Source organism: Pantoea sp. Ap-967, assembly GCF_011752565.1.
Lineage (GTDB): Bacteria > Pseudomonadota > Gammaproteobacteria > Pseudomonadales > Pseudomonadaceae > Aquipseudomonas.
This window is the reverse complement of the sequence record NZ_VWXK01000012.1, coordinates 86,772-110,761: the sequence shown is the minus strand read 5'-3', so window position 1 is coordinate 110,761 and position 23,990 is coordinate 86,772. Positions and strand designations below refer to the sequence as shown.

Genomic DNA, 23,990 nt, shown 5'->3' with positions numbered 1-23,990 from the left:
GCAATCTTATCGGTTTTCAGCCGGGCGCGCCGTGGTTACAGTAAAGCCCATCACTCATTCACTACGCCCTGGAGCGCCCCATGTCCCAGTCCCAGTCCCAATACCGTCCCGGCCCCGACGCCAACGGCCTGTTCGGCGCGTTCGGTGGCCGCTACGTGGCCGAAACCCTGATGCCGCTGGTGCTGGACCTGGCCCGCGAATACGAAGCAGCCAAGGCCGACCCGAAATTCCTCGAAGAGCTGGCCTATTTCCAGCGCGACTACATCGGCCGCCCCAACCCACTGTATTTCGCCGAGCGCCTGACCGAACACTGCGGCGGCGCGAAGATCTTCTTCAAGCGTGAAGAACTCAACCACACCGGCGCACACAAGGTGAACAACTGCATCGGCCAGGTGCTGCTGGCCAAGCGCATGGGCAAGAAACGCCTGATCGCTGAAACTGGCGCCGGCATGCACGGCGTGGCCACTGCCACCGTCGCTGCCCGCTTCGGCCTGCCGTGCGTAATCTACATGGGCGCCACCGACATCGAGCGCCAGCAGGCCAACGTGTTCCGCATGAAGCTGCTGGGCGCCGAGATCGTACCGGTCACCGCCGGCACCGGCACCCTGAAAGACGCCATGAACGAGGCCCTGCGCGACTGGGTCACCAACGTTGAAGACACCTTCTACCTGATCGGCACCGTGGCCGGCCCGCACCCGTACCCGGCCATGGTCCGCGATTTCCAGTCGATCATCGGCAAGGAAACCCGCGCCCAGCTGCAGGAAAAGGAAGGCCGCCTGCCGGACAGCCTGATCGCCTGCGTGGGCGGTGGCTCCAACGCCATGGGCTTGTTCCATGAATTCCTCGAAGAGCCAAGCGTGCAGATCATCGGCGTCGAAGCCGGTGGCCACGGCGTGCACACCGACAAGCACGCCGCCAGCCTGAACGGCGGCGTACCGGGTGTGCTGCACGGCAACCGTACCTACCTGCTGCAGGACGAGGACGGCCAGATCACCGACGCCCACTCGATTTCCGCAGGCCTGGACTACCCTGGCATCGGCCCGGAGCACGCCTACCTGCACGAGGTGAAGCGCGTGGAATACGTCAGCATCACCGACGACGAGGCGCTGGATGCGTTCCACGCCACCTGCCGCCTGGAAGGCATCATCCCGGCCCTGGAAAGCTCCCATGCCCTGGCCGAGGCGATCAAGCGCGCGCCAAACCTGCCCAAGGACCACCTGATGGTGATCTGCCTGTCGGGCCGTGGCGACAAAGACATGCAAACCGTGATGAACCACATGGCCGCCCAGGAGAAACAGGCATGAGCCGTCTTGAACAACGCTTCGCCGAACTGAAAGCCGAAGGCCGCGCGGCGCTGGTCACCTTCGTCACTGCCGGTGACCCGGGCTACGACGCTTCGCTGCAGATCCTCAAGGGCCTGCCGGCCGCCGGTGCCGACGTGATCGAGCTGGGCATGCCGTTCACCGACCCGATGGCTGACGGCGTGGCCATCCAGCTCGCCACCCTGCGCGCCCTGGAAGCCGGCCAGACCCTGGCCAAGACCCTGCAGATGGTTCGTGAATTCCGTGTGGATAACCACACCACGCCGATCGTGCTGATGGGCTACTACAACCCGATTCACCGCTTCGGTGTGGATAAATTCGTTGGCGAAGCCAAGGCTGCCGGTGTCGATGGCCTGATTATCGTCGACCTGCCGCCCGAGCACGACGCCGAACTGGCCACCCCGGCCCAGGCGGCGGGCATCGACTTCATTCGCCTGACCACCCCAACCACCGACGACGCCCGCCTGCCGCGGGTGCTGGAGCGCAGCTCCGGGTTCGTCTACTACGTGTCGGTGGCGGGTGTGACCGGCGCAGGCTCGGCGACTACCGAGCACGTGAGCGAGGCGATTGCCCGCCTGCGCCGGCATACCGACCTGCCGGTCAGCGTTGGTTTCGGCATTCGCACGCCGGAGCAGGCGGCAAACATCGCCCGCCTGGCGGATGGTGTGGTGGTGGGCTCGGCGCTGGTCGACAAGATTGCCCAGGCCAAAACTGCGGACCAGGCCGTTGGCGATGTATTGAGCCTGTGTTCGGCACTGGCTGAAGGCGTGCGCGGCGCCCGGTTGTAAACCGCGCCGCCTGCTTCGCGGGGCAAGCCCGCTCCTACAAGGTGATGTGTGGCCATCGAAGGCGACGCTCTACCTGTAGGAGCGGGCTTGCCCCGCGAAGAGGCCAGCCCAGGCTATCCCAGCCTAACCCCCAAAAATCGAAAGATTCAAAGGCCGCACGGCCCCCATCCAGATCGCATGGTCCCGGTGATCCGCCAGTTCATCCCCGGTCAGCGGATGCAGGAACACCACCAGCCCCTTGCGGTACAGCGCCAGCCACGGCAGCACCACCCCAACGAATTCCGGCTCGAACGCCAACTGGCAACTCCAGTCCGGGTGTGGCCCGACGGGCTTCTGGTGCATGCGCCCCATGGTCACCGGAAACAACCGCGCGGCCTCTTCACACAGCTCGCGGGCCTGCTCCAGGGTGGATGCGTCGTAATAAACGTGGGCGTGGTAGCCCTTGATCCTTTGCACGGTAACTCCTGAAATCGAACCTACCGTATGACTATACGCCGAACCCAGCGCTACTGACTGCGCTCCTGCTCCAGCCACCCCACGAACCGCTCGATCAGCGCCCCGCGCCGCTTGCGCGGCGGCAGCACCACGTAATACCCCCGCGCCGAGCGCAAACTCCCCTGCAGCGGCCGGCACAGCAACCCTTGTTCCACCAGCCCGTCCACCAGGTGCCCCCAACCAATCGCCACCCCTTGCCCAGCAATCGCCGCCTGGATCAGCAGGGTGTAATTGTCGAACCGCAACTGCCCCGGCGGCGGCGGGCTGGCCAGGCCAAACCCGCGAAACACCCCTGCCCAGTCAAACCATCGGCTGGCTTGCTCGCCGCGCAAATGCAACAGGGGCAATCGCTGCAAAGCCTCGGCTGACAAGGGTTTGCCAGGAATCAGCCGTGGGCTGCACACCGGAAACACCTCTTCGTCGAACAACCAACGGCTTTCGCCCTGGTGAAAGCGACCGTCGCCAAACAGCACCGCCACGTCGATATCCGGGCGCAGCATCGCCTGGCTGCGCTCACCCGTCACCAGGCTGACATCCACCTGTGGATAAAGCTGGTGGAAGCGCTGCAAGCGGGGCATCAGCCAAAAGGCGGCAAAGGCAAAATCCGTGGCCACCTGCAGTACCTCACGCTGGCCACGGCCGCTTGCCTGGGCAATGCCATCGTCCATGGCCTGCAGGCCCTGGTGCACCTGTTCATAAAGCACCAGGCCCGCCTCGGTCAGCTCGATGCCCCGGTAGATGCGGTCGAACAAGCGCGTGCCCAGCTGCGCCTCCAGGCGCTTGACCTGCTGGCTCACCGCCGGCTGCGTGGTTCCCAGCGCCAACGCTGCGGCGGTGAAGCCACGCAGGCGGGCGGCGGCCTCGAACACCCGCAAGGTATCCAGTGAAAGCTCGGCAAGGTGCTCAAACATAAGCGTGGCTAATCCCAGTCATTGCCCGCCATGGGCTTTACCCATGTTATCCACAGTCGCATCTTGGTAGGCAAGCGGTTCGCATAACCCCCAACGATGGATACAAGCATGACGCGCCCGAATATCCTGTTCATCATGGCCGACCAGATGGCCGCACCCTTGCTGCCGATCTACGGCCCTTCGCCCATCCAGATGCCGCACCTGAGCCGCCTGGCCGAGCAGGCGGTGGTGTTCGATTCGGCGTACTGCAACAGCCCGCTGTGCGCGCCCTCGCGTTTCACCCTGGTCAGCGGCCAGCTGCCCAGCCGCATCGGCGCCTACGACAACGCCGCCGATTTCCCCGCCGACGTGCCCACTTATGCACACTACCTGCGCCGCCTGGGCTACCGCACCGCGTTGTCGGGCAAGATGCACTTCTGCGGCCCCGACCAGTTGCACGGTTACGAAGAACGCCTGACCAGCGACATCTACCCCGCCGACTACGGCTGGGCGGTGAACTGGGATGAGCCGGATGTGCGCCCCAGCTGGTACCACAACATGTCCTCGGTACTGCAGGCCGGGCCCTGCGTGCGTACCAACCAGCTGGATTTCGACGAGGAAGTGGTGTTCAAGGCCCGCCAGTACCTCTACGACCATGTGCGCGAGAACGATGGCCGGCCGTTTTGCCTCACGGTGTCGATGACCCACCCGCACGACCCGTACACCATTCCCAAGCGCTACTGGGACCGCTACGAGGCTGTGGATATCCCCATGCCACGCGCCGAGCTCAGCCAATCGGCGCTCGACCCCCACTCCCAGCGCCTGCTCAAGGTCTACGACCTGTGGAACAAGCCGCTGCCTGTGGACAAGATTCGCGATGCCCGCCGCGCCTATTTCGGCGCCTGCAGCTACATCGACGACAACATCGGCCAGCTGCTGCAAACCCTGGAAGAGTGCAACCTGGCCGACGACACCCTGATCGTGTTCTCCGGCGACCACGGCGACATGCTGGGCGAGCGCGGGCTCTGGTACAAAATGCACTGGTTCGAAATGTCGGCCCGGGTGCCCTTGCTTATCCACGCGCCCAAGCGCTTCGCCGCAGGCAGGGTGAGGGCTTCGGTGTCGACCTGCGACCTGCTGCCAACCCTGGTGGAGCTGGCTGGCGGGGCTGTGGATAACCACCTGCACCTGGACGGCCGCTCACTGCTCGGCCACCTGCAGGGGCAGGGCGGGCACGACGAGGTGATCGGCGAATACATGGCCGAAGGCACCGTCGGCCCGCTGATGATGATTCGCCGTGGGGCCTATAAATTCGTGTACAGCGAAGACGACCCCTGCCTACTCTATGACCTGAGCCACGACCCGCACGAGCGGGAGAACCTCGCCGGCAGCCCGGACCACCAGGCGCTGCTGCAGGCATTCGTCGATGAAGCGCGCCAGCGCTGGGATATCCCCAGCCTGCGCCAGCAGGTACTGGCCAGCCAGCGGCGCCGCCGCCTGGTGGCCGAGGCCCTGGCCATCGGCACACTGAAAAGCTGGGACCACCAACCGCTGGTGGATGCCAGCCAACAGTACATGCGCAACCACATCGATCTCGACGACCTCGAGCGCAAGGCACGTTATCCACAGCCCGCCCCCATGGATTGAGAAGAGAGGCCGCCATGCAGAAGTTCTCCACCGCCGTGTTGACCCTGGCCCTGGGCCTGGGTGCTGCCTCGGCCCACGCCGCCGACGACGACGCGCAATGCAGCACCGTGAAGATGGCCGACCCCGGCTGGAGCGACATCGCCTCGACCAACGCCGTGGCCCGCTTGCTGCTGGAGAGCCTGGGTTACCAGGTGAAGATCGACAGCCTGGCGGTGCCGATCATCTACGGCGGCCTCAAGGATGGCCGGGTCGATGCCTTCCTGGGTAACTGGATGCCGGCGCAGCAGGGCTTTCACGACAAGTTCATCGCCAGTGGCGACGTGCAGCAACTGTCGCGCAACCTGGAAGGCACCGAGTTCACCCTGGCCGTGCCGGATTATGTGTGGAACGCCGGGGTGAAAGATTTCGCCGACCTGCAAAAGCACGCCGACCAGTTCGACAAGAAGTTGTACGGGATCGGCTCAGGGGCCCCGGCCAACTTGTCGCTGAAGGAAATCATCGACAAGAACCAGTTCAACCTTGGCCAATGGAAGCTGGTGGAATCGAGCGAGCAGGCGATGCTGACGCAGGTAGACCGGGCGGTGAAGAAGCAGCAGTTCATCACTTTCCTCGGCTGGACGCCGCACCCGATGAACGTGAAGCTAAAAATGCACTACCTGACGGGCGGGGAGCAGTGGTTCGGCAGCAAGGGCGAGGTGTTTACGCTGACGCGCAAGGGTTATCCACAAGCCTGCCCGAACGCGGCCAAGTTGTTGGGCAACCTGAGTTTCACCCTGGACATGGAAAACACCATCATGGCCCAGGTTGTGGATAAGAAGGTGAGCTTCGATCAAGCGGCCAAGGCGTGGGTGAAACAGCACCCAGAGTTGCTGGAAGGTTGGCTTGCCGGGGTAACCACCAAAGCCGGCGGCGATGCCCTGGAGGCCGTCAAAGCCAAGCTCTGATCCCCGCCCCTGTGGATATCCCCCTGTAGGAGATCAATCAGCCCTGCGGGCTGCAATCCCCTGTGGGAGCGGGCTTGCCCGCGAAGCAGGCGACGCGGTGGATGGCACCGGCTTCGCCGGTGTTCGCGGGCAAGCCCGCTCCTACAGGTATTGGGTAATGCCTGGGGAGGTCAGCCCCGCGCCAACTGCCGGCGCAGCTCGGCCAGCACCGGCGCGGTATCCGGCCGCACGCCACGCCACAGGAAGAACGCCTCGGCCGCCTGTTCGGCCAGCATCCCCAGCCCATCCAGCACCTTGGCCGCCCCCAGCTTTTCCGCCCACTGGCAAAACGGCGTCGGCTCCTTGCCATACATCATGTCGTAGCACACGGTGCGCCCGGCCTCGACCAAGCTCTCGGCAATCGGCGGCAGCTCACCGGCCAGGCTCGCCGACGTGGCATTGATGATCACGTCCACCGGCTCACGCAGCCAGGCAAACCCGCTGGCCACCACCGGGCCCAGTTCATCGAACTCCCGCGCCAGCTGCTCGGCCTTTTCCACCGTGCGGTTGGCGATCACCAGCGACTGCGGCTTGTGCGCCAGAATCGGCTCCAGCACGCCACGCACGGCGCCACCGGCACCCAGCAGCAGAATGCGCTTGCCAGCCAGCACTACCCCGGCATTCACCGTCAGGTCGCGCACCAGGCCGGCGCCGTCGGTGTTGTCACCCAGCAGGCTGCCATCGGCCAGCTTGCTCAGCGTGTTCACCGCGCCAGCGCGTTGGGCACGTGGGGTCAGGCTGTCGCACAGGCGATAGGCCTCTTCCTTGAACGGCACGGTGACGTTGCCACCGCTGCCTTGCTTGAAGAAGCCGCGCGCGCAGTCGCTGAATTCATCCACAGGCGCCAGCAAGGTGGCGTATTCCAGGTGCTGGCCGGTTTGCTCGGCGAACAGGCGGTGAATCAGCGGCGACTTGCTGTGGCCGATGGGGTTACCGAAAACAACGTACTGGTCCATGACGGTTCCTTGTTTATCCACAGGCTCACTGGCCGAGCCAGTCGCGGTCCTGCAGGAAGTATTCGGTCAGGCGCGCTTCCTCGCTACCGGGTTCGGCCTTCCAGTCGTAGCCCCAACGCACCTGCGGTGGCAGCGACATGAGGATCGACTCGGTGCGGCCCCCCGATTGCAGGCCGAACAGGGTGCCACGGTCGTACACCAGGTTGAACTCCACGTAGCGGCCGCGGCGGTATTCCTGGAATTCGCGCTGCTGCGGGGTGAAGGGGGTGTGCTTGCGGCGCTGGACGATCGGCAGGTAGGCCTCGACGTAAGCGTCACCGATGGCACGCAGGAAGGCGAAGCAGGTGTCGAAGTCCCATTCGTTCAGGTCGTCGAAGAACAGGCCGCCGATGCCGCGTGGCTCGCCACGGTGCTTGAGGTGGAAGTAACGGTCGCACCAGGCCTTGTACCGCGGGTACACGTCGGCACCGAACGGCGCGCAGGCCTGTTCGGCCACGCGGTGCCAGTGGATGCAGTCTTCTTCGTGGGCGTAATACGGCGTGAGGTCGAAGCCGCCGCCGAACCACCACACCGCCTCTTCGCCTTCTTTTTCAGCGATGAAGAAGCGCACGTTGGCGTGGGACGTGGGCACATGGGGGTTGTGCGGGTGAATCACCAGCGACACGCCCAGGGCTTCGAAGCCTCGGCCTGCCAGTTCCGGGCGATGGGCGCTGGCCGACGGCGGCAGGCCGGCGCCGAACACGTGGGAGAAGTTGACCCCGCCTTTCTCGATCAGCTGGCCATCACCGATCACCCGCGTGCGGCCCCCGCCACCGGCTTCGCGCACCCAGGCGTCCTCGACGAAGCGGGCACCGCCGTCTTCGGCTTCGAGGGCAGAGCAGATGCGGTCTTGCAGGTCGAGCAGGTAGGCTTTCACGGCCTCGGTGCGGCTAGTCATCGGGTCACCAGGAACGGGCAGGGAAGAATTCGCCGGCTAGCATACCACCGCCGGCGCGCGCGCCGCAGTTGACGGCGATCAAGCAAAGGCGTCCGATAGAAGGCCTTTTCCCGATCCCGACAACAGGAGTGCGAGATGGCCAAGCGTATCCAGTTCAGCCAGCATGGCGGCCCAGAGGTGCTGCAGCTTGTGGAATTCGACCCCGCCCCGCCGGGCCCGCAGCAGGTGCGCGTGCGCAACCATGCGATCGGCCTGAACTTCATCGACACCTATTTCCGCGGCGGGCTGTATGCGCCGCCGTCCCTGCCTTCGGGGTTGGGCACCGAGGCCGCTGGCGTGGTCGAGGCCGTGGGTGAGGGCGTCAGCCGCCTGAAGGTCGGCGACCGCGTGGCCTACGGCACCGGCCCGCTGGGTGCCTACAGCGAGGTGCACACGCTGCCGGAGGCCAACCTGGTCAAGCTGCCCGAGCACATCAGCTTCGAGCAGGCCGCGGCGGTGATGCTCAAGGGCCTGACCGTGCAGTACCTGCTGAAGCAGACCTACGCCGTGCAACCGGGCGACGTGATCCTGTTCCATGCTGCGGCGGGGGGTGTTGGCTCGCTGGCATGCCAGTGGGCCAAGGCGTTGGGGGCCAAGCTGATCGGCACGGTGAGTTCTGCCGAGAAGGCCGAGCGGGCGAAGGCGCTGGGGGCCTGGGCGACCATCGATTACAGCCGCGAAGACGTGGCCAAGCGGGTGCTGGAGCTGACCGATGGCAAGAAATGCCCGGTGGTGTATGACGGTGTGGGCGCCGACACCTGGCTGACCTCGCTGGATTGCCTGCGGCCACGGGGGTTGATGGTGAGCTTTGGCAATGCTTCGGGGGCGGTGAGCGGGGTGAACCTGGGGATTCTGTCGCAGAAGGGGTCGTTGTACGTCACGCGGCCGACCTTGGCGACGTATGCCAATAATGCCGAGAACACCCAGGCCATGGCCGATGACCTGTTTGCCATGATTGGCAGTGGGCAATTGGTTGTGGATATCCAGCAGCGGTATCCGTTGAGTGAGGCGGCCAAGGCGCAGACAGAGTTGTCGGCGCGCAGGACGGTGGGGTCTACGGTGTTGTTGCCGTAATAAGCGCCTGCCTTGAGGTTTGCAGCGCCTGTGAAATCGAGCGCCGCGCGGGCGGCGCTCGATCTCACAGGCGCAGAAAGCATCAAGGCAGGCACCTCTCAGCCCCCACACCGCCTACTGCTTAACAGGCGCCGATTCAATGCCATCCAGAATCGCCTCAACCAACCCCTCGGCCATCTCGACCGCATGCAGGCTGGACCAATACATCCCACGGCCTTCCTCGCTCAGGTAATCGAGGGTCTTGTAGCCGGTTTCGTAGGCGCAGCGCAGGTACAGCGCGATATGAACCAGCGCATCGGCGGCGCAGATGTTGGGGTTTACGCTGAACAGCGCTTCATGGCCGGCGTCGCAGCGGCCGAAGGCGCGGGGGGCAGTGTTGGGAAGGGGTGGATCCGGGACGATTTTCTTGATCATTGGAAAATGCTCCTCAAAGCCACCACCCTTCACTACCACGTGAAGGGTGGCGACTGTACGCGAGGTGGTAGACCCGGGCATTTTCCAATCCAGGCAGGCTCGAAAGCCTCCCACGCACAGCCGCCATAGACTGTCATGGAAAAAATGCATCCGGGCTACCACACCCGATCGCCAAGTTATTCGGCGACGGTCTGAAGCCTAGAGGCAAGGATTCCCACTGAGAAGGTGATGGCAGGGGACGCTGGCTGTAGGATATTTCCCTAATACGCAGGTTGGACAGGCTGTTTGGCAACAATCAGAAAAACCTGCGGGTGTTCGCCGAAAGGTATGTGTCGCCTATGCGACCGAGCGCCGCCCGCGCGGCGCTTCGCGAGCTGCGCTCGCTCCTACGTTTGTTTCGGGCCAGTGAGTTCTGGGGAATTGCGCGCGAACGCCTTGGCGCCTGGCGCGATATCGTGTCGTATCAACAAGGCGGTCGCGTACGCCTGCCACAGGCATAACTGGCCCGAAACAAACGTAGGAGCGAGCAAAGCTCGCGAAGCGCCGCGCGGGCGGCGCTCGATTTCACAGGCGCTGAAAGCATCAAGGCAGGCACCTCTCAGCCCCCACACCGCCTACTGCTTAACAGGCACAGATTCAATGCCATCCAGAATCGCCTCAACCAACCCTTCGGCCATCTCGACCGCATGCAGGCTGGACCAATACATCCCACGGCCTTCCTCGCTCAGGTAATCGAGGGTCTTGTAGCCGGTTTCGTAGGCGCAGCGCAGGTACAGCGCGATATGAACCAGCGCATCGGCGGCGCAGATGTTGGGGTTTACGCTGAACAGCGCTTCATGGCCGGCGTCGCAACGGCCGAAGGCGCGGGTGGCAGTGTTGGGAAGGGGTGGATCAGGAACTATCTTTTTCATGGGATAACTCTCGCTTCTATGCCCCACCTATTCGTTACCACACGATTAGGTGGCAGCTGTACGCGGGGTGGTAAACCGGAGAGAGTTCCCATAACCCGGCAGGCACGAAGCCTCCCGCGTACAGCCGCCATAGACTGCCAGGAACTCTCCGGTTCGGGTTACCACACCCGATCGCCAAGTTATTCGGCGACGGTCTGAAGCCTAGAGGCAAGGATTCCCGCTGAGAAGGTGATGGCAAGGGACGCGGGTTGTAGGATATTTCTCAATCCTCAATCCGCACAGCCATGCGAGACATATTCAGAAAAATCCGTGCGGGTTTGGCGTCTGTAGGAGCGGGCTTGACCCGCGAAGCAAGCACCGCGGTGCATGGCACCGGCTGCGCCGGTGTTCGCGGGGCAAGCCCGCTCCTACAAAGGGTAGCGGCGCGTTTGCGGGCAATGTTCCCTGCGCGACACCGCAGCCCGCGAGGGCTGGGTTATTTCCCACAAGGTACCGCACATGCCTTGAGGTTTTCAGCGCCAGTGAAATCGAGCGCCGCCCGCGCGGCGCATCGCTTGACCCTATAGGTTCGAAAGCGTAGCGTTTCTGCCTGAGGTCGTACTGGTGCGCCGGTTGAGTTTCAAGTTATCCGGGCGAGTGCTTCCTTACCTTTTGGCCGCTTTAGCGGCCTTTATTTTTTGGGCTTGTCTCATGGCGTTTGTCATGGTCTTGCGTGCTCGCCATTACAAGTGCAGCGCCTATGAGATCGAGCGCCGCCCGCGCGGCGCTTCGCGAGCTGCGCTCGCTCCTACGTCTGTTTCGGGCCAATGTTCATGTGGCCACCGCGCGCGGCCCCTTGGCGCATGGCTTGAAATTTGCGCCGAGCCACAACGGCCTCACCCCGGCCGAACAACCTCACCCGTGGCCAGGTTCCGAATCACACTCGGATTCTTCCGCCCCCCCAACGCCCCACCCAGCACCAAATCCAGCTGCCCATGAAAATACTGCTCCACCCGCAACCGGGTCTTCGCCGCCGGGCGGCCGCCAGGGTTGCACGAGGTGGAAATCAACGGCCCCACCAGCGCGCACAACTCACGCACCTGCGGATGGTCACTGACCCGCAGCGCCACGGTGTCGTGCTGGCCGGTCACCCACTCGGGCAACAGGTCCTGGTGCGGCACCAGCCAGGTGTTCGGCCCAGGCCAGGTGCTGCCCATGCGGTCGATCCAGTCCTCGGGGAAATCCTCGAACAGAAAGTCGAACTGGCGGATGTTGTCGGCAATCAGGATCAGCCCCTTATCCACAGGCCGCGACTTGAGCGCCAGCAGGCGATACACCGCGTCCTCGTTCCATGGGTCGCAGCCCAGGCCCCAGACCGCTTCCGTCGGGTAGGCGATTACCGCGCCCGCCCGGATCTCACGTGCGGCTTGTTGCACACGAAAACTGCTCACCATGATTTGTCTCTCCGCCTATAAACCTTGCTTGCGCGCAGTGTACTTAGCCGGCGCGGGCAAACCAACGCCCAGCCACATTGCTGACCCGGCCTTCAAGCTCAAGCTCAGTGAGCTGCGCCAGCACCTCGGCCAGCGGCCGGTCGCTGAAGTGGGCCAGGTTCTCGCTAGTCTGTGGCGCGGCATGCAGCAGGGCAAGCAAAGGATGCACAGGCTTTTCCACCACCGCCGGCGGCAGGTGCTGCCAGCCACGCAGGCTGTCGATGATCTGCTGCACATTTTCCACCAGCAACGCCCCATCGCGAATCAACTGGTGGCAACCCTTGGCCGCCGTGTGGTGAATCGACCCCGGAATGGCATACACCTCGCGGCCCTGCTCGGCAGCCAGGCGGGCGGTGATCAACGAGCCACTGGCAAGGCTGGCCTCGACCACCAGCACGCCCAGCGACAACCCACTGATGATGCGGTTACGCCGGGGGAAGTTGCCCGGCAGCGGCCCGGCATCCAGCGGGTACTCGGAAACCAGCGCGCCACCGCTGTCGATCATCGCCTGGGCAAGCTCGCGGTGGCGCTGTGGATAAAGTTTTTGCAAGCCACTGCCGAGCACACCAATCGTACCCCCGCCAACCTCCAGCGCAGCCCGATGAGCGGCGCCATCGATACCCAGCGCAAGGCCACTGGTGATGGTGAAACCGGCCTGGGCCAGGCAGCGGGAGAATGCCCGGGCCGTGTCCAGCGCCGGGGGCGTTGCACGCCGGCTGCCAACGATGGCCAGTTGCGGGCGGTCGAGCAGTGCCGGGTCGCCAGCGACGAAAAGCAGCGGCGGCGGGTCGTCGATTTCCGCCAGCAACGCCGGGTAACCAGGGCCGTCCCACATCAGTAAATGCTGGCCCGGACGCTCTATCCAGGCCATTGCGGCCAGGGCACCATCACGTATCTCAGCACTGCGCCGGGCATCGATGGTGGCCTGTGGAATACCCAGCGAACGCCATGCCGAACCCGGCGCGCTAAGCGCCGAAGAGGCACTGCCGAAGGCTTCAAGCAAGCTGCGAAAACGCCTTAAACCCGTCTCGGGCAAGCGGTGCAGGCGCAGGCGTGCCTCCAGTTCAGCCGGGTGGCAAGGCGACGAATGGTTAATCGACATCGGGATCATCCTTGATCGAAACAGGGCCATCTACGTGGCACATCCTGTGGATAAGTTTGTGAGTAACACTTTGAAAAGCTGTCCATGAATGGCTGGCTATGAGGCCTATAGAGACCCTAGACGAGCTTTCACAGGTGCTGAAATCCGCGTTTCCCTTTATTATGTGTGCTCAGTTTTCAACCGACCGCACAGTGACTGCCTGACCTTATGGCCATCTTGAACATTCTCGAATTCCCCGACCCGCGCCTGCGCACCATCGCCAAACCGGTGACGGTGTTCGACGACGCCCTGCGTCAGCTGATCGACGACATGTTTGAAACCATGTACGAAGCCCCCGGCATCGGCCTGGCCGCTACCCAGGTCAACGTGCACCAACAGGTGGTGGTGATGGACCTCAGCGAAGACCGCAGCGAACCGCGCGTCTTCATCAACCCCACCGTCGAGGAACTGACCCACGACATGGGCCAGTACCAGGAAGGCTGCCTGTCGGTGCCGGGCTTCTACGAAAACGTCGACCGCCCGCTGCGTGTTCGGGTCAAGGCCCAGGACCGCGACGGCAAGCCGTACGAGCTGGAATGCGAAGGCCTGCTGGCGGTGTGCGTGCAGCACGAGTTCGATCACCTCAACGGCAAGCTGTTCGTCGACTACCTGTCGCAACTCAAGCGCGACCGGATCAAGAAGAAGCTGGAAAAGCAGCACCGCCAGCAAGCCTGATCCCTACCTTCCAGAAGGCTTGCTCCGGCAAGCCTTTTTCTTTTTTGAAGCGAGAACTCCATGCGCATCGTCTTTGCAGGCACTCCCGAGTTTGCCGCCGAACACCTCAAGGCCCTGCTCGACAGCCCGTACGAGATCGTGGCCGTCTACACCCAGCCCGACCGTCCCGCCGGCCGTGGCCAGAAGCTCATGCCGAGCCCGGTCAAGCAATTGGCCGTGGCCCATGACATCCCTGTGTTCCAGCCGCCGACCCTGCGCAACCCTGATGCGCAGGCCGAACTGGCCGCGCTCAAGCCAGACCTGATGGTGGTGGTGGCCTACGGCCTGATCCTGCCGCAAGTGGTACTCGACATCCCACGCCTGGGCTGCATCAACAGCCACGCTTCCCTGCTGCCGCGTTGGCGCGGTGCAGCGCCGATCCAGCGCGCCGTGGAAGCGGGCGATGCCGAGAGCGGCGTCACCGTGATGCGCATGGAAGCGGGCCTGGATACCGGCCCGATGCTGCTCAAGGTGGCCACCCCGATCAGCGCCGAGGATACCGGCGGCAGCCTGCACGACCGCCTCGCCGAAATGGGCCCGCCTGCCGTCATCCAGGCAATTGCCGGCCTGGCCGACGGTACGCTGCACGGTGAAGTGCAGGACGATGCCCTGGCCACCTATGCACACAAGCTGAACAAGGACGAAGCGCGCATCGACTGGAGCCGCCCGGCCATTGAGCTTGAGCGCCTTGTCCGCGCCTTCAACCCGTGGCCGGTGTGCCACAGCACCCTCGACGGCGAAACCGTGAAGGTGCTGGCCGCCAAGCTGGCCACAGGCCAGGGCGCACCGGGCGAGATCCTGTCCGCCAGCAAGGACGGCCTGGTGGTCGCCTGCGCTGACCAGGCGCTGAGCCTGACCCGCCTGCAACTGCCCGGTGGCAAGGCGCTGAACTTCAGCGACCTGTTCAACAGCCGCCGCGAGAAATTCGCCGCCGGCAAGGTGCTGGGCCAATGAACCCACGCCTCGCCGCCGCCCGTGCCCTTGCCGCTGTGCTCAGCGGCAAGGCCTCGCTCAACAGCTCGCTGCCGGCCCAGCTGGACAAGGTCGATGAACGCGACCGCGGCCTGACCCAGGACCTGGCATTCGGCACCGCACGCTGGCAACCCCGCCTGGACCTGCTGGCTGCGCAGCTGCTGCAAAAGCCGTTCAAGGCCGCCGATGCCGATGTGCAGGCACTGCTGCTGGTCGGCCTGTACCAGCTGTTCTACACCCGCATTCCGGCCCACGCCGCCCTCGGTGAAACCGTTGGCTGCGCCGACAAGCTGAAAAAGCCATGGGCCAAGGGCCTGCTCAATGCCGTGCTGCGCCGGGCCCAACGCGAGGGCGAGGCACTGCTGGCCGGCATGGAGCGCGACCCAGTGGTGCGCACCGCCCACCCACGCTGGCTGCAGAAGTCGCTCAAGGCCTTCTGGCCAGAGCAGTGGGAGGCCATCTGCGCGGCCAACAACGCGCACCCGCCGATGATCCTGCGGGTCAACCGCCGCCACCACAGCCGCGACGGCTACCTGGCGCTGCTGGCAGGCGCCGGCATTGCCGCCAGCGCCTGCCAGTACAGCCGTGACGGCATCGTCCTCGCCCAGGCCTGCGACGTGCGCGGCCTGCCAGGCTTTGCCGAAGGTTGGGTGAGCGTGCAGGACGAAGCTGCACAACTGTCCGCCGACCTGCTCGAACTGGCCCCCGGCCAGCGCGTGCTCGACGCCTGCTGCGCCCCTGGCGGCAAAACTTGCCACCTGCTCGAAGCCGAACCCGGCCTGGCCCACATGACGGCCATCGACCTGGAAGCCAAGCGCCTGACCCGCGTGCGCGAAAACCTCGACCGCCTGCAACTGGACGCCGAGCTGATTGCCTGCGACGCCCGCGACACCGCCAGCTGGTGGGACGGCAAGCCGTTCCAGCGCATTCTGCTGGATGCGCCGTGCTCGGCCACCGGCGTGATCCGCCGCCACCCAGACATCAAGCTGACCCGCCAGGCCGAGGACATTCCGGCCCTGGCCACGCTGCAAGGCGAACTGCTCGATGCCCTGTGGCCAACCCTGGAAGTGGGCGGCATGCTGCTGTACGCCACCTGCTCCAGCCTGCCGACCGAAAACACCGAAGTGATCGATGCCTTCCTCGCCCGCACCCCAGGCGCCCGCGAGCTGGACCTGGCCACCGAAGCCGGCCTGCGCCAGCCCCACGGCCGCCAGTTGCTGGCCCAGGAAGGCGGCCACGACGGTTTCTACTATGCCAAGCTGATCAAGATCGCCGCCTCGCGCGGGTAAGCACACAGGGTAGGGAGTAGCGGATGAAGATCATCATCCTCGGTGCAGGGCAGGTGGGCGGTACGCTGGCGGAGCACCTGGCCAGCGAGGCCAACGACATCACCGTGGTCGACACCGATGGCGACCGCCTGCGCGACCTGGGCGACCGTTTGGACATCCGCACCGTGCAGGGCCGCGGCTCGCTGCCCACGGTGCTGCGCCAGGCCGGTGCCGACGACGCCGACATGCTGGTGGCAGTGACCAACAGCGACGAAACCAACATGGTCGCCTGCCAGGTGGCCTACACACTGTTCCACACCCCGACCAAGATCGCCCGGGTGCGCGAGTCGGCCTACCTGACCCGCGAGGAGCTGTTCGACAACGACCATATCCCGGTCGATGTGCTAATCAGCCCCGAGCAGGTGGTGACCAACTACATCAAGCGCCTGATCGAACACCCAGGTTCCCTGCAGGTGATCGACTTCGCCGAGGGCAAGGCCCAGCTGGTGGCGGTGAAGGCCTACTACGGCGGCCCGCTGGTGGGCCAGCAACTGCGCCAGATCCGCGCCCACATGCCCAACGTCGACACCCGCGTGGCCGCGATCTTCCGCCGCGACCGGCCAATCACCCCACGCGGCGACACGGTGATCGAGGCCGACGACGAGGTGTTCTTCATTGCCGCCAAGAAAGACATCCGCGCGGTGATGGGCGAGCTGCGGCGCATCGACGAAACCAACAAGCGCGTGGTGATCGCCGGGGGCGGGCAGATTGGCGAACGCCTGGCAGAGGCCATCGAAAGCCGCTACCAGGTGAAGATCATCGAGATGAGCCCGGCGCGTTGCCGGCACCTTTCCGACACCCTGGAAAGCACCGTGGTGCTGCAGGGCAGCGCCTCGGACAAGGACCTGATGCTCGAAGAGAACATCGCTGATGCCGACATCTTCCTAGCCCTGACCAACGACGACGAGGCCAACATCATGTCGTCGCTGCTGGCCAAGCGCCTGGGTGCGCGCAAGGTGATGACCATCATCAACAACCCGGCCTACGTCGACCTGGTGCAGGGCGGCGACATCGACATCGCCATCAGCCCGCAGCTGGCCACCATCGGCACCTTGCTGGCGCACGTGCGCCGTGGCGATATCGTCAGCGTGCACTCACTGCGCCGCGGGGCGGCCGAGGCCATCGAGGCGGTGGCGCATGGCGATGCGAAGTCGAGCAAGGTGGTGGGCAAGGCTGTGGAAAACATCGCCCTGCCGCCAGGCACCACCATCGGTGCGATCATCCGCGACGAGGAAGTGCTGATCGCCCACGACGACACGGTGATCGAGTCGGGTGACCATGTGATTCTGTTCGTTGTGGATAAAAAGCATATTCGGGATGTGGAGAAGCTGTTCCACGTTGGCTTGAGTTTCTTCTAAGGGGAAGAGGGCATGCGCGAATCGCTGGAAAAGATGCTGGCCAAGGGTGTGGATAACCCGTTGCTGCGGTTTGGCCTGGGCAAGGCCTGGCTGGACGAGGGCAATGGCGCAGAGGCTGCGGTGCACCTGGCACGCTGCGTCGAGCAGGACCCGAAGTACTCGGCGGCGTGGAAGCTATTGGGGAAGGCCTACCAATTAGTCGGTGATTTGGCGGCGGCGCGCAAGGCCTGGGAGGACGGGATCGTGGCGGCCCAGGCCCATGGCGACAAGCAGGCCGAGAAAGAGATGACCGTGTTCCTCAAGAAGCTCAACAAAACCTCAAGCTAACGCAATCCCTGTGGGTCACATCAATCCCTGTAGGAGCGAGCCTAGCTCGCGATGGGCTGCAAAGCAGCCCCGGCAATATTGGCTGCGAAGCTGAGAACCTGGGGCCGCTACGCGCCCCATCGCGAGCAACGCTCGCTCCTACAAAGTCCCTGCCAACACAGGCGGTATTGGTCTCAATACCAGCGCGGCTCGCCGGCCGGGCGCTTCTTGAAGCGCTTCATGCTCCACATGTACTGGCTCGGGTACTCACGCACATAGCGCTCGACCACCTTGCTCATGGCCGCCGCCGATACGTTCACGTCGGTGCTGTACATCTCTTCCGGCGCCGCCTCCAGGAACACCTTGAAGCCCGACCCGTCCGGCAGCCTCAGGGCATGCAGGAACACCCCCACCGCCTTGCCCCCGGCCAGCATGTTCGGCACGAACTTGCTGGTCAGCGCCTGGGTGCCGAGAAACGGCACGAACACCCCAGCCGATTCCGCCGGCTCCGGGTCGGCCGGAATGCCCACCTGGCCACCACGGCGCACTTCCTTGATGACGCTCAGGATGCCTTCCTTGGTCGACGGCGCCACACGGTTGCCCATCTGCACCCGCTGCTCACGCAGCAGGTCATCCACTGCCTTCAACTTCGGCGGGCGGTAGAAGATGATCGGCTTGCACTGGTTGCAATAGAAGTGGTTCAACACCTCCCAGTTGCCCAGGTGGCTGGTGATGCCGACCACGCCCTTGCCCGAGGCCAGGGCCTGCTCGAGCACTTCCAGGCCGTGCACTTCCTTGACCAGGTCCAGCGAACGCTGGGGCGGCCAGATCCACGCACAGGCACTCTCGACGAACGATTTGCCGATATCTTTCAACGCACGGCCCACCAGCTGTTCGCGCTCGGCCGGGTCCATCTCCGGGAAGCACTTGGCCAGGTTGATGCGCACCACATTGCGCGAGCCGTTGGGCACTTTCCACATCAGCCAGCCGATACCGGCGCCAACGCGCTGCACAGCGCCCCAGGGCAGCTTGGCAAACAGGCGCAGCACCCCGACCATCAGGGCGCCCTTGAACTTTTCCACAGGCGAATTCCTTATTTCAGCAAGGCGGGCATTGTAACCCCTCAGCGCTGCAAGGCGGCGTAGCGATCGCAATCGGTGGTGTGGTCCATGACCATGCCGGTGGCCTGCATGAAGGCGTAGCAGATGGTGGGGCCGACGAAGGTGAAGCCGGCCTTGCGCAGCGCCTTGCTCATGGCGGTGGCTTCTTCGGTCACCGCCGGCACCTCGCCGCGGCCCTGGAAGTGGTTGATCTTCGGCTCACCGCCGACGAACGACCACAGCCACTGGGCAGGGTTATCCACAGCCAGCCAGGCCTGCGCGTTGCGCCGCGCGGCCTTGAGCTTGAGGCGGTTGCGGATGATGCCGGCGTCCAGCATCAGCTCCTCGATGCGCTCATCGCTCATCTGCGCCAGTTTCACCGGGTCGAAGCCATGCATCACCTCGCGGTAGCGCTCGCGTTTACGCAATACGGTGATCCATGACAGCCCCGCCTGGAACCCTTCGAGCAAAAGCATCTCGAAGAGCAACGCCGGGTCGCGCTGTGGCGTTCCCCATTCCTGGTCGTGGTAGGCCTGGTACAACGGATCGTCGGTACACCAAAAGCAGCGTGGCATAAGGCTCCAATGAGTAGAGGGCGAGGCGAATCAGGTTATACTCCCGCTCTTTACATCCGCATCCCCAGATACAGGTGAATTTCGTGAGCCAGCCTACGCCAGCCGTGCGTACCTTCCAAGACCTGATCCTCGCCCTGCAAAACTACTGGGCAGCTCAAGGTTGTGTGGTGCTTCAGCCCTACGATATGGAAGTAGGCGCCGGCACTTTCCACACCGCTACATTCCTGCGCGCCGTGGGCCCAGAAACCTGGAACGCCGCCTACGTGCAGCCCAGCCGTCGCCCTGCCGACGGGCGGTATGGCGAGAACCCCAACCGCCTGCAGCACTACTACCAGTTCCAGGTGGTACTCAAGCCGAACCCTGCCAACTTCCAGGAGCTGTACCTCGGCTCGCTGAAAGCCATCGGCCTGGACCCGCTGGTACACGACATTCGCTTCGTCGAAGACAACTGGGAATCGCCGACCCTGGGCGCCTGGGGCCTGGGCTGGGAAATCTGGCTCAACGGCATGGAAGTCACCCAGTTCACCTACTTCCAGCAGGTAGGCGGCATCGAGTGCTACCCGGTCACCGGTGAAATCACCTACGGCCTGGAGCGCCTGGCCATGTACATCCAGGGCGTCGACTCGGTGTACGATCTGGTGTGGGCCGACGGCCCGTTCGGCAAGGTGACCTATGGCGACGTGTTCCACCAGAACGAGGTGGAGCAGTCGACCTACAACTTCGAACACGCCAACGTCGAGAAACTGTTCGAACTGTTCGATTTCTACGAAAGCGAAGCCAACCGCCTGATCAAGCTGGAGCTGCCGCTGCCGACCTACGAAATGGTCCTGAAGGCCTCGCACACCTTCAACCTGCTGGACGCCCGCCGCGCCATCTCGGTAACCGAGCGCCAGCGCTACATCCTGCGTGTCCGTACCCTGGCCCGGGACGTGGCGCAAAGCTATCTGCAAGCCCGCGCACGCCTGGGCTTCCCGATGGCTACCCCTGAACTGCGTGACGAAGTGTTGGCGAAGCTGGAGGCTGCACAATGAGTGCTCAAGATTTCCTGGTAGAACTGGGCACCGAAGAGCTGCCACCCAAGGCCCTGGCGAGCCTCGGCGACGCCTTCCTGGCCGGTATCGAGAAGGGCCTGCAGGCCGCTGGCTTGAACTACACCGGCAAGCAGGTGTACGCCGCCCCGCGCCGCCTGGCCGTGCTGATCCGCCAGCTCGACGTGCAGCAGCCCGACCGCAGCATCAACATCGACGGCCCACCCCTGCAGGCGGCTTTCAAGGACGGCGAGCCGACCCAGGCTGCCCTGGGCTTCGCCAAGAAGTGCGGTGTAGAGCTGGCTGAAATCGACCAGAGCGGCCCTAAGCTGCGCTTTTCCCAGCACATTCCGGGCAAGTCCACCGCCAGCCTGCTGCCGACCATCGTCGAAGACTCGCTGAACGACCTGCCGATTCCCAAGCGCATGCGCTGGGCCGCCAGCCGTGAAGAATTCGTGCGCCCAACCCAGTGGCTGGTGATGCTGCTGGGCGACCAGGTGGTCGACTGCACCATCCTGTCGCAGAAGGCTGGCCGTGAATCCCGTGGCCACCGCTTCCATTACCCGGAAAACGTGGTGATCACCACCCCGGCCAACTATGTCGAAGACCTGCGCAAAGCCTACGTGCTGGCCGACTTCGCCGAGCGCCGCGAACTGATCAGCAAGCGTACCGCAGAGCTGGCCATGCAGCAGGAAGGCACGGCCATCGTGCCACCGGCGCTGCTGGACGAAGTGACCGCCCTGGTCGAGTGGCCAGTGCCGCTGGTGTGCTCGTTCGAGGAGCGTTTCCTGGAAGTGCCGCAGGAAGCCCTGATCACCACCATGCAGGACAACCAGAAGTACTTCTGCCTGCTGGACAGCGAAGGCAAGCTGCTGCCGCGCTTCATCACCGTGGCCAACGTCGAGAGCCGTGACCCCAAGCAGATCGTGCAGGGTAACGAGAAGGTCGTGCGCCCACGCCTGACCGACGCCGAGTTCTTCTTCAAGCAGGACAAGAAGCAGCCGCTGGAAACCTTCAACGAGCGCCTGAAGAACGTGGTGTTCCAGGCCCAGCTGGGCACTGTCTACGACAAGGCCGAGCGCGTTTCCAAACTGGCCGCCTTCATTGCCCCGCTGATTGGCGGCGACGCCCAGCGCGCTGGCCGCGCCGGCCTGCTGTCCAAGTGCGACCTGGCCACCGAGATGGTGGGCGAATTCCCTGAAATGCAGGGCGTTGCCGGTTACTACTACGCGCTCAACGACGGCGAGCCGCAAGACGTGGCCCTGGCGCTGAACGAGCAGTACATGCCGCGCGGTGCTGGCGCCGAGCTGCCGCAGACCGTTACCGGTGCTGCCGTGGCCATCGCCGACAAGCTCGACACCCTGGTCGGCATCTTCGGCATCGGCATGCTGCCTACCGGCAGCAAAGACCCGTACGCCCTGCGCCGTGCCGCCCTGGGCGTGCTGCGTATCCTGATCGAGAAGCAGCTGGACCTGGACCTGACCGGTGCGGTCGAGTTCGCGGTTAAGCAGTTCGGTGCCAAGGTCAAGGCCGCAGGCCTGGCCGAGCAGGTGCTGGAGTTCATCTTCGACCGCCTGCGTGCACGCTACGAAGACGAAGGCATCGACGTGGCCACCTACCTGTCGGTGCGTGCCCTGAAGCCGGCCTCGGCCTTGGACTTCGACCAGCGCGTGCAAGCGGTGCAGGCGTTCCGCAAGCTGCCGGAAGCCGAAGCCCTGGCGGCGGTGAACAAGCGCGTGTCGAACCTGCTGAGCAAGGCCGAAGGCGCGATCGCCGAACAGGTCGAGCCGAAGTATTTCGACAACGCCAACGAGTTCTCCCTGTACTCGGCCATCCAGCAGGCCGACCAGGCCGTGCAACCGATGGCTGCCGCTCGCCAGTACAGCGAATCGCTGGCCCGCCTGGCGGCCCTGCGTGACCCGGTCGACGCCTTCTTCGAGGCGGTGATGGTGAACGCCGAAGACGCCAAGGTCCGTGCCAACCGTTATGCCCTGCTCAGCCGCCTGCGCGGCCTGTTCCTGGGCGTGGCCGACATTTCGCTGCTGGGGTAAGCCTTGAAACTGCTGATTCTCGACCGTGACGGGGTGATCAACTACGACTCCGACGCCTACATCAAGACGCTGGACGAGTGGGTTCCCATTCCGGGCTCGGTCGAAGCGATCGCGCAGTTGAGCAAGGCGGGCTGGACGGTGGCCGTGGCCACCAACCAGTCCGGCATCGCCCGTGGCTACTACTCGCTGGAAACCCTCGAGGCCATGCACGCGCGCCTGCGCGCGTTGGTGGCCGAGCAGGGCGGCGAGGTGGGCCATATCGTGTATTGCCCGCACGGGCCGGATGAAGGCTGCGATTGCCGCAAGCCCAAGCCCGGCATGCTGCGGGCGATTGCCGCGCACTACCAGGTGGCCCTTGAAGGCGTCTGGTTCGTCGGCGACAGCGCAGGTGACCTGGCCGCCGCCCTGGCCGTCGGTGCACAACCCGTGCTGGTGAAAACCGGCAAGGGTGAGCGGACCCTGGCAAAAGGTGTTCCGGAAACTACACTGATTTTCGACGATCTGGCAGCCATCGCCAGAGAAATAATTTAAACATTAATGCGCCCCCGGGCGCATTTTTCCTAGGCGGGCACGCCCCGCAACGGTATTAGCCACTATGTCGATCCTGCAGGCGATCAGAATCTTTCTTTTTTACCTGCTGCTGGGCACCAGTTCGCTGCTGTGGTGCTCGCTGAGCTTCTTCGTCGCGCCTTTCCTGCCGTTCCCCAAGCGCTACAAGTTCATCAACGTCTACTGGTGCCGCTGCGCGGTGTTCCTGACCCGCACCATTCTCGGCATCGACTACAAGGTGACCGGCGCCGAAAACGTGCCAGATGAGCCGTGCGTGATCCTGTCCAACCACCAGAGCACCTGGGAGACGTTCTTCCTGTCGCAGTATTTTTCGCCGCTGAGCCAGGTGCTCAAGCGCGAACTGCTGTACGTGCCGTTCTTTGGCTGGGCCATGGCCATGCTGCGGCCTATCGCGATCAACCGCGACAACCCCAAGGAAGCGCTGCGTCAGGTGGCCAGCAAGGGTGACGAACTGCTCAAGCAGAAAACCTGGGTGCTGATCTTCCCGGAGGGCACGCGGGTGCCGTTCGGTACGGTGGGCAAGTTCTCCCGTGGTGGCACGGCGCTGGCCGTGAACGCCGGGTTGCCGGTACTGCCGATTGCCCACAACGCCGGCAAGTTCTGGCCCAAGACGGGCTGGGGCAAGCGTTCGGGCACCATCGAGGTGGTGATCGGCAAGCCGATGTATGCCGAGGGCACCGGGCCACGGGCCATTGCCGAGCTCAACGACCGTGCTGCAGCGTGGAACGAAGCCACGCAGCGGGCCCTGGGGTCGCTGCCGCCGGTGGGTGAAAAACCGCAGGAACAGACCGCCTGAATATCTGTGGATAACTTGTGAGCAGTTTTTTCGAGGAATGCTTGAAGTCGACGCTAAGTGCATGAATTAGCTGTTTATTTCTGTGTATGACATTTTTCTTAAAATCGTGCATAAGTTTTTTCA

Annotated in this window: 24 protein-coding genes; 14 read left to right on the top strand and 10 right to left on the bottom strand. The window is 64.2% G+C overall.

Features of this window, described 5'->3' with window-relative positions; genetic code table 11:
- Positions 1–80 precede the first annotated feature (80 nt).
- Together trpB and trpA are read left to right on the top strand one after the other, a co-directional pair.
- Complete coding sequence (gene trpB / locus F3J45_RS14940; protein WP_167063796.1) at positions 81–1,304, top strand: tryptophan synthase subunit beta; 1,224 nt, start codon at positions 81–83, stop codon at positions 1,302–1,304.
- The gene (gene trpA / locus F3J45_RS14935; RefSeq protein ID WP_167063793.1) at positions 1,301–2,110 is read left to right on the top strand and encodes a tryptophan synthase subunit alpha; all 810 of its coding nucleotides are present in this window, start codon (positions 1,301–1,303) and stop codon (positions 2,108–2,110) included. Before trpB ends, trpA begins: the two co-directional genes overlap by 4 nt.
- 123 nt (positions 2,111–2,233) lie before the next feature.
- Here the strand turns inward: trpA and F3J45_RS14930 are convergent, their stop codons facing one another.
- Together F3J45_RS14930 and F3J45_RS14925 are read right to left on the bottom strand one after the other, a co-directional pair.
- Positions 2,234–2,566, bottom strand: a complete 333-nt coding sequence (locus F3J45_RS14930; protein WP_167063790.1) for a DOPA 4,5-dioxygenase family protein — start codon at positions 2,564–2,566, stop codon at positions 2,234–2,236.
- A gap of 50 nt (positions 2,567–2,616) precedes the next feature.
- Positions 2,617–3,516 (bottom strand): LysR family transcriptional regulator, encoded by a 900-nt coding sequence (locus F3J45_RS14925; RefSeq protein WP_167063787.1) that lies wholly within the window; start codon positions 3,514–3,516, stop codon positions 2,617–2,619.
- A 108-nt stretch (positions 3,517–3,624) separates the two neighbouring features.
- On the opposite strand from F3J45_RS14925, the gene betC reads away from it, so the two are divergent.
- Together betC and choX are read left to right on the top strand one after the other, a co-directional pair.
- The gene (gene betC, locus F3J45_RS14920; RefSeq protein ID WP_167063784.1) at positions 3,625–5,142 is read left to right on the top strand and encodes a choline-sulfatase; all 1,518 of its coding nucleotides are present in this window, start codon (positions 3,625–3,627) and stop codon (positions 5,140–5,142) included.
- A 14-nt stretch (positions 5,143–5,156) separates the two neighbouring features.
- Entirely contained in the window at positions 5,157–6,086 is a 930-nt protein-coding gene (gene choX, locus F3J45_RS14915; RefSeq protein ID WP_167063781.1) for a choline ABC transporter substrate-binding protein, read from the top strand.
- A 170-nt stretch (positions 6,087–6,256) separates the two neighbouring features.
- On the opposite strand, the gene aroE is transcribed toward choX, so the two are convergent.
- Entirely contained in the window at positions 6,257–7,081 is an 825-nt protein-coding gene (gene aroE / locus F3J45_RS14910; protein ID WP_167063778.1) for a shikimate dehydrogenase, read from the bottom strand.
- A gap of 25 nt (positions 7,082–7,106) precedes the next feature.
- On the bottom strand, positions 7,107–8,018 hold the full coding sequence (gene hemF, locus F3J45_RS14905; protein WP_167063775.1) for an oxygen-dependent coproporphyrinogen oxidase: 912 nt from the start codon (positions 8,016–8,018) through the stop codon (positions 7,107–7,109).
- Between the two features lie 135 nt (positions 8,019–8,153).
- Between hemF and F3J45_RS14900 the strand changes: the two genes are divergently transcribed.
- Positions 8,154–9,131, top strand: coding sequence for an NADPH:quinone reductase (locus F3J45_RS14900; RefSeq protein ID WP_167063771.1), 978 nt, complete (start codon positions 8,154–8,156; stop codon positions 9,129–9,131).
- Between the two features lie 114 nt (positions 9,132–9,245).
- On the opposite strand, the gene F3J45_RS14895 is transcribed toward F3J45_RS14900, so the two are convergent.
- From F3J45_RS14895 to dprA, 4 genes are all read right to left on the bottom strand, one after another.
- The gene (locus tag F3J45_RS14895) at positions 9,246–9,545 is read right to left on the bottom strand and encodes a hypothetical protein (RefSeq protein ID WP_167063768.1); all 300 of its coding nucleotides are present in this window, start codon (positions 9,543–9,545) and stop codon (positions 9,246–9,248) included.
- 614 nt (positions 9,546–10,159) lie between these two features.
- Positions 10,160–10,456: a hypothetical protein gene (locus F3J45_RS14890; RefSeq protein WP_167063765.1), complete on the bottom strand. Its 297-nt coding sequence runs from the start codon at positions 10,454–10,456 to the stop codon at positions 10,160–10,162.
- A gap of 875 nt (positions 10,457–11,331) precedes the next feature.
- On the bottom strand, positions 11,332–11,889 hold the full coding sequence (locus F3J45_RS14885) for an L-threonylcarbamoyladenylate synthase (protein WP_167063762.1): 558 nt from the start codon (positions 11,887–11,889) through the stop codon (positions 11,332–11,334).
- Positions 11,890–11,932: 43 nt separating this feature from the next.
- Positions 11,933–13,030 carry a DNA-processing protein DprA gene (dprA, locus tag F3J45_RS14880; RefSeq protein WP_167063759.1) on the bottom strand — a complete coding sequence of 366 codons (1,098 nt, stop codon included), beginning with the start codon at positions 13,028–13,030 and terminating at the stop codon, positions 11,933–11,935.
- Positions 13,031–13,237: 207 nt separating this feature from the next.
- Here dprA and def point away from each other — a divergent pair, with 207 nt between their 5' ends.
- The 5 genes from def to F3J45_RS14855 are packed head-to-tail and all read left to right on the top strand — an operon-like array spanning position 13,238 to position 17,768.
- On the top strand, positions 13,238–13,744 hold the full coding sequence (def, locus tag F3J45_RS14875) for a peptide deformylase (protein ID WP_003260000.1): 507 nt from the start codon (positions 13,238–13,240) through the stop codon (positions 13,742–13,744).
- A 60-nt stretch (positions 13,745–13,804) separates the two neighbouring features.
- The gene (gene fmt / locus F3J45_RS14870) at positions 13,805–14,737 is read left to right on the top strand and encodes a methionyl-tRNA formyltransferase (RefSeq protein ID WP_167063757.1); all 933 of its coding nucleotides are present in this window, start codon (positions 13,805–13,807) and stop codon (positions 14,735–14,737) included.
- Positions 14,734–16,044: a 16S rRNA (cytosine(967)-C(5))-methyltransferase RsmB gene (gene rsmB / locus F3J45_RS14865; protein ID WP_167063755.1), complete on the top strand. Its 1,311-nt coding sequence runs from the start codon at positions 14,734–14,736 to the stop codon at positions 16,042–16,044. The genes fmt and rsmB overlap by 4 nt, the downstream gene beginning before the upstream one ends.
- Positions 16,045–16,067: 23 nt before the next feature.
- Entirely contained in the window at positions 16,068–17,441 is a 1,374-nt protein-coding gene (trkA, locus tag F3J45_RS14860) for a Trk system potassium transporter TrkA (protein WP_167063753.1), read from the top strand.
- Between the two features lie 12 nt (positions 17,442–17,453).
- The gene (locus F3J45_RS14855) at positions 17,454–17,768 is read left to right on the top strand and encodes a tetratricopeptide repeat protein (RefSeq protein WP_110638922.1); all 315 of its coding nucleotides are present in this window, start codon (positions 17,454–17,456) and stop codon (positions 17,766–17,768) included.
- 173 nt (positions 17,769–17,941) lie between these two features.
- On the opposite strand, the gene F3J45_RS14850 is transcribed toward F3J45_RS14855, so the two are convergent.
- Together F3J45_RS14850 and F3J45_RS14845 are read right to left on the bottom strand one after the other, a co-directional pair.
- Entirely contained in the window at positions 17,942–18,829 is an 888-nt protein-coding gene (locus F3J45_RS14850; protein WP_027917130.1) for a lysophospholipid acyltransferase, read from the bottom strand.
- Positions 18,830–18,870: 41 nt separating this feature from the next.
- Positions 18,871–19,422: a DNA-3-methyladenine glycosylase I gene (locus tag F3J45_RS14845; RefSeq protein ID WP_167063752.1), complete on the bottom strand. Its 552-nt coding sequence runs from the start codon at positions 19,420–19,422 to the stop codon at positions 18,871–18,873.
- 104 nt (positions 19,423–19,526) lie between these two features.
- Here F3J45_RS14845 and glyQ point away from each other — a divergent pair, with 104 nt between their 5' ends.
- The 4 genes from glyQ (at position 19,527) to F3J45_RS14825 (ending at position 23,867) form a co-directional block, all read left to right on the top strand.
- On the top strand, positions 19,527–20,453 hold the full coding sequence (gene glyQ / locus F3J45_RS14840; protein ID WP_370526384.1) for a glycine--tRNA ligase subunit alpha: 927 nt from the start codon (positions 19,527–19,529) through the stop codon (positions 20,451–20,453).
- A complete protein-coding gene (gene glyS / locus F3J45_RS14835) occupies positions 20,450–22,501 on the top strand; it encodes a glycine--tRNA ligase subunit beta (RefSeq protein ID WP_167063750.1) in 2,052 nt (683 codons plus the stop codon). The genes glyQ and glyS overlap by 4 nt, the downstream gene beginning before the upstream one ends.
- A 3-nt stretch (positions 22,502–22,504) precedes the next feature.
- On the top strand, positions 22,505–23,032 hold the full coding sequence (gmhB, locus tag F3J45_RS14830; protein ID WP_167063748.1) for a D-glycero-beta-D-manno-heptose 1,7-bisphosphate 7-phosphatase: 528 nt from the start codon (positions 22,505–22,507) through the stop codon (positions 23,030–23,032).
- A 64-nt stretch (positions 23,033–23,096) separates the two neighbouring features.
- Positions 23,097–23,867, top strand: a complete 771-nt coding sequence (locus tag F3J45_RS14825; RefSeq protein ID WP_167063746.1) for a 1-acyl-sn-glycerol-3-phosphate acyltransferase — start codon at positions 23,097–23,099, stop codon at positions 23,865–23,867.
- The last annotated feature ends 123 nt before the right edge of the window (positions 23,868–23,990 follow it).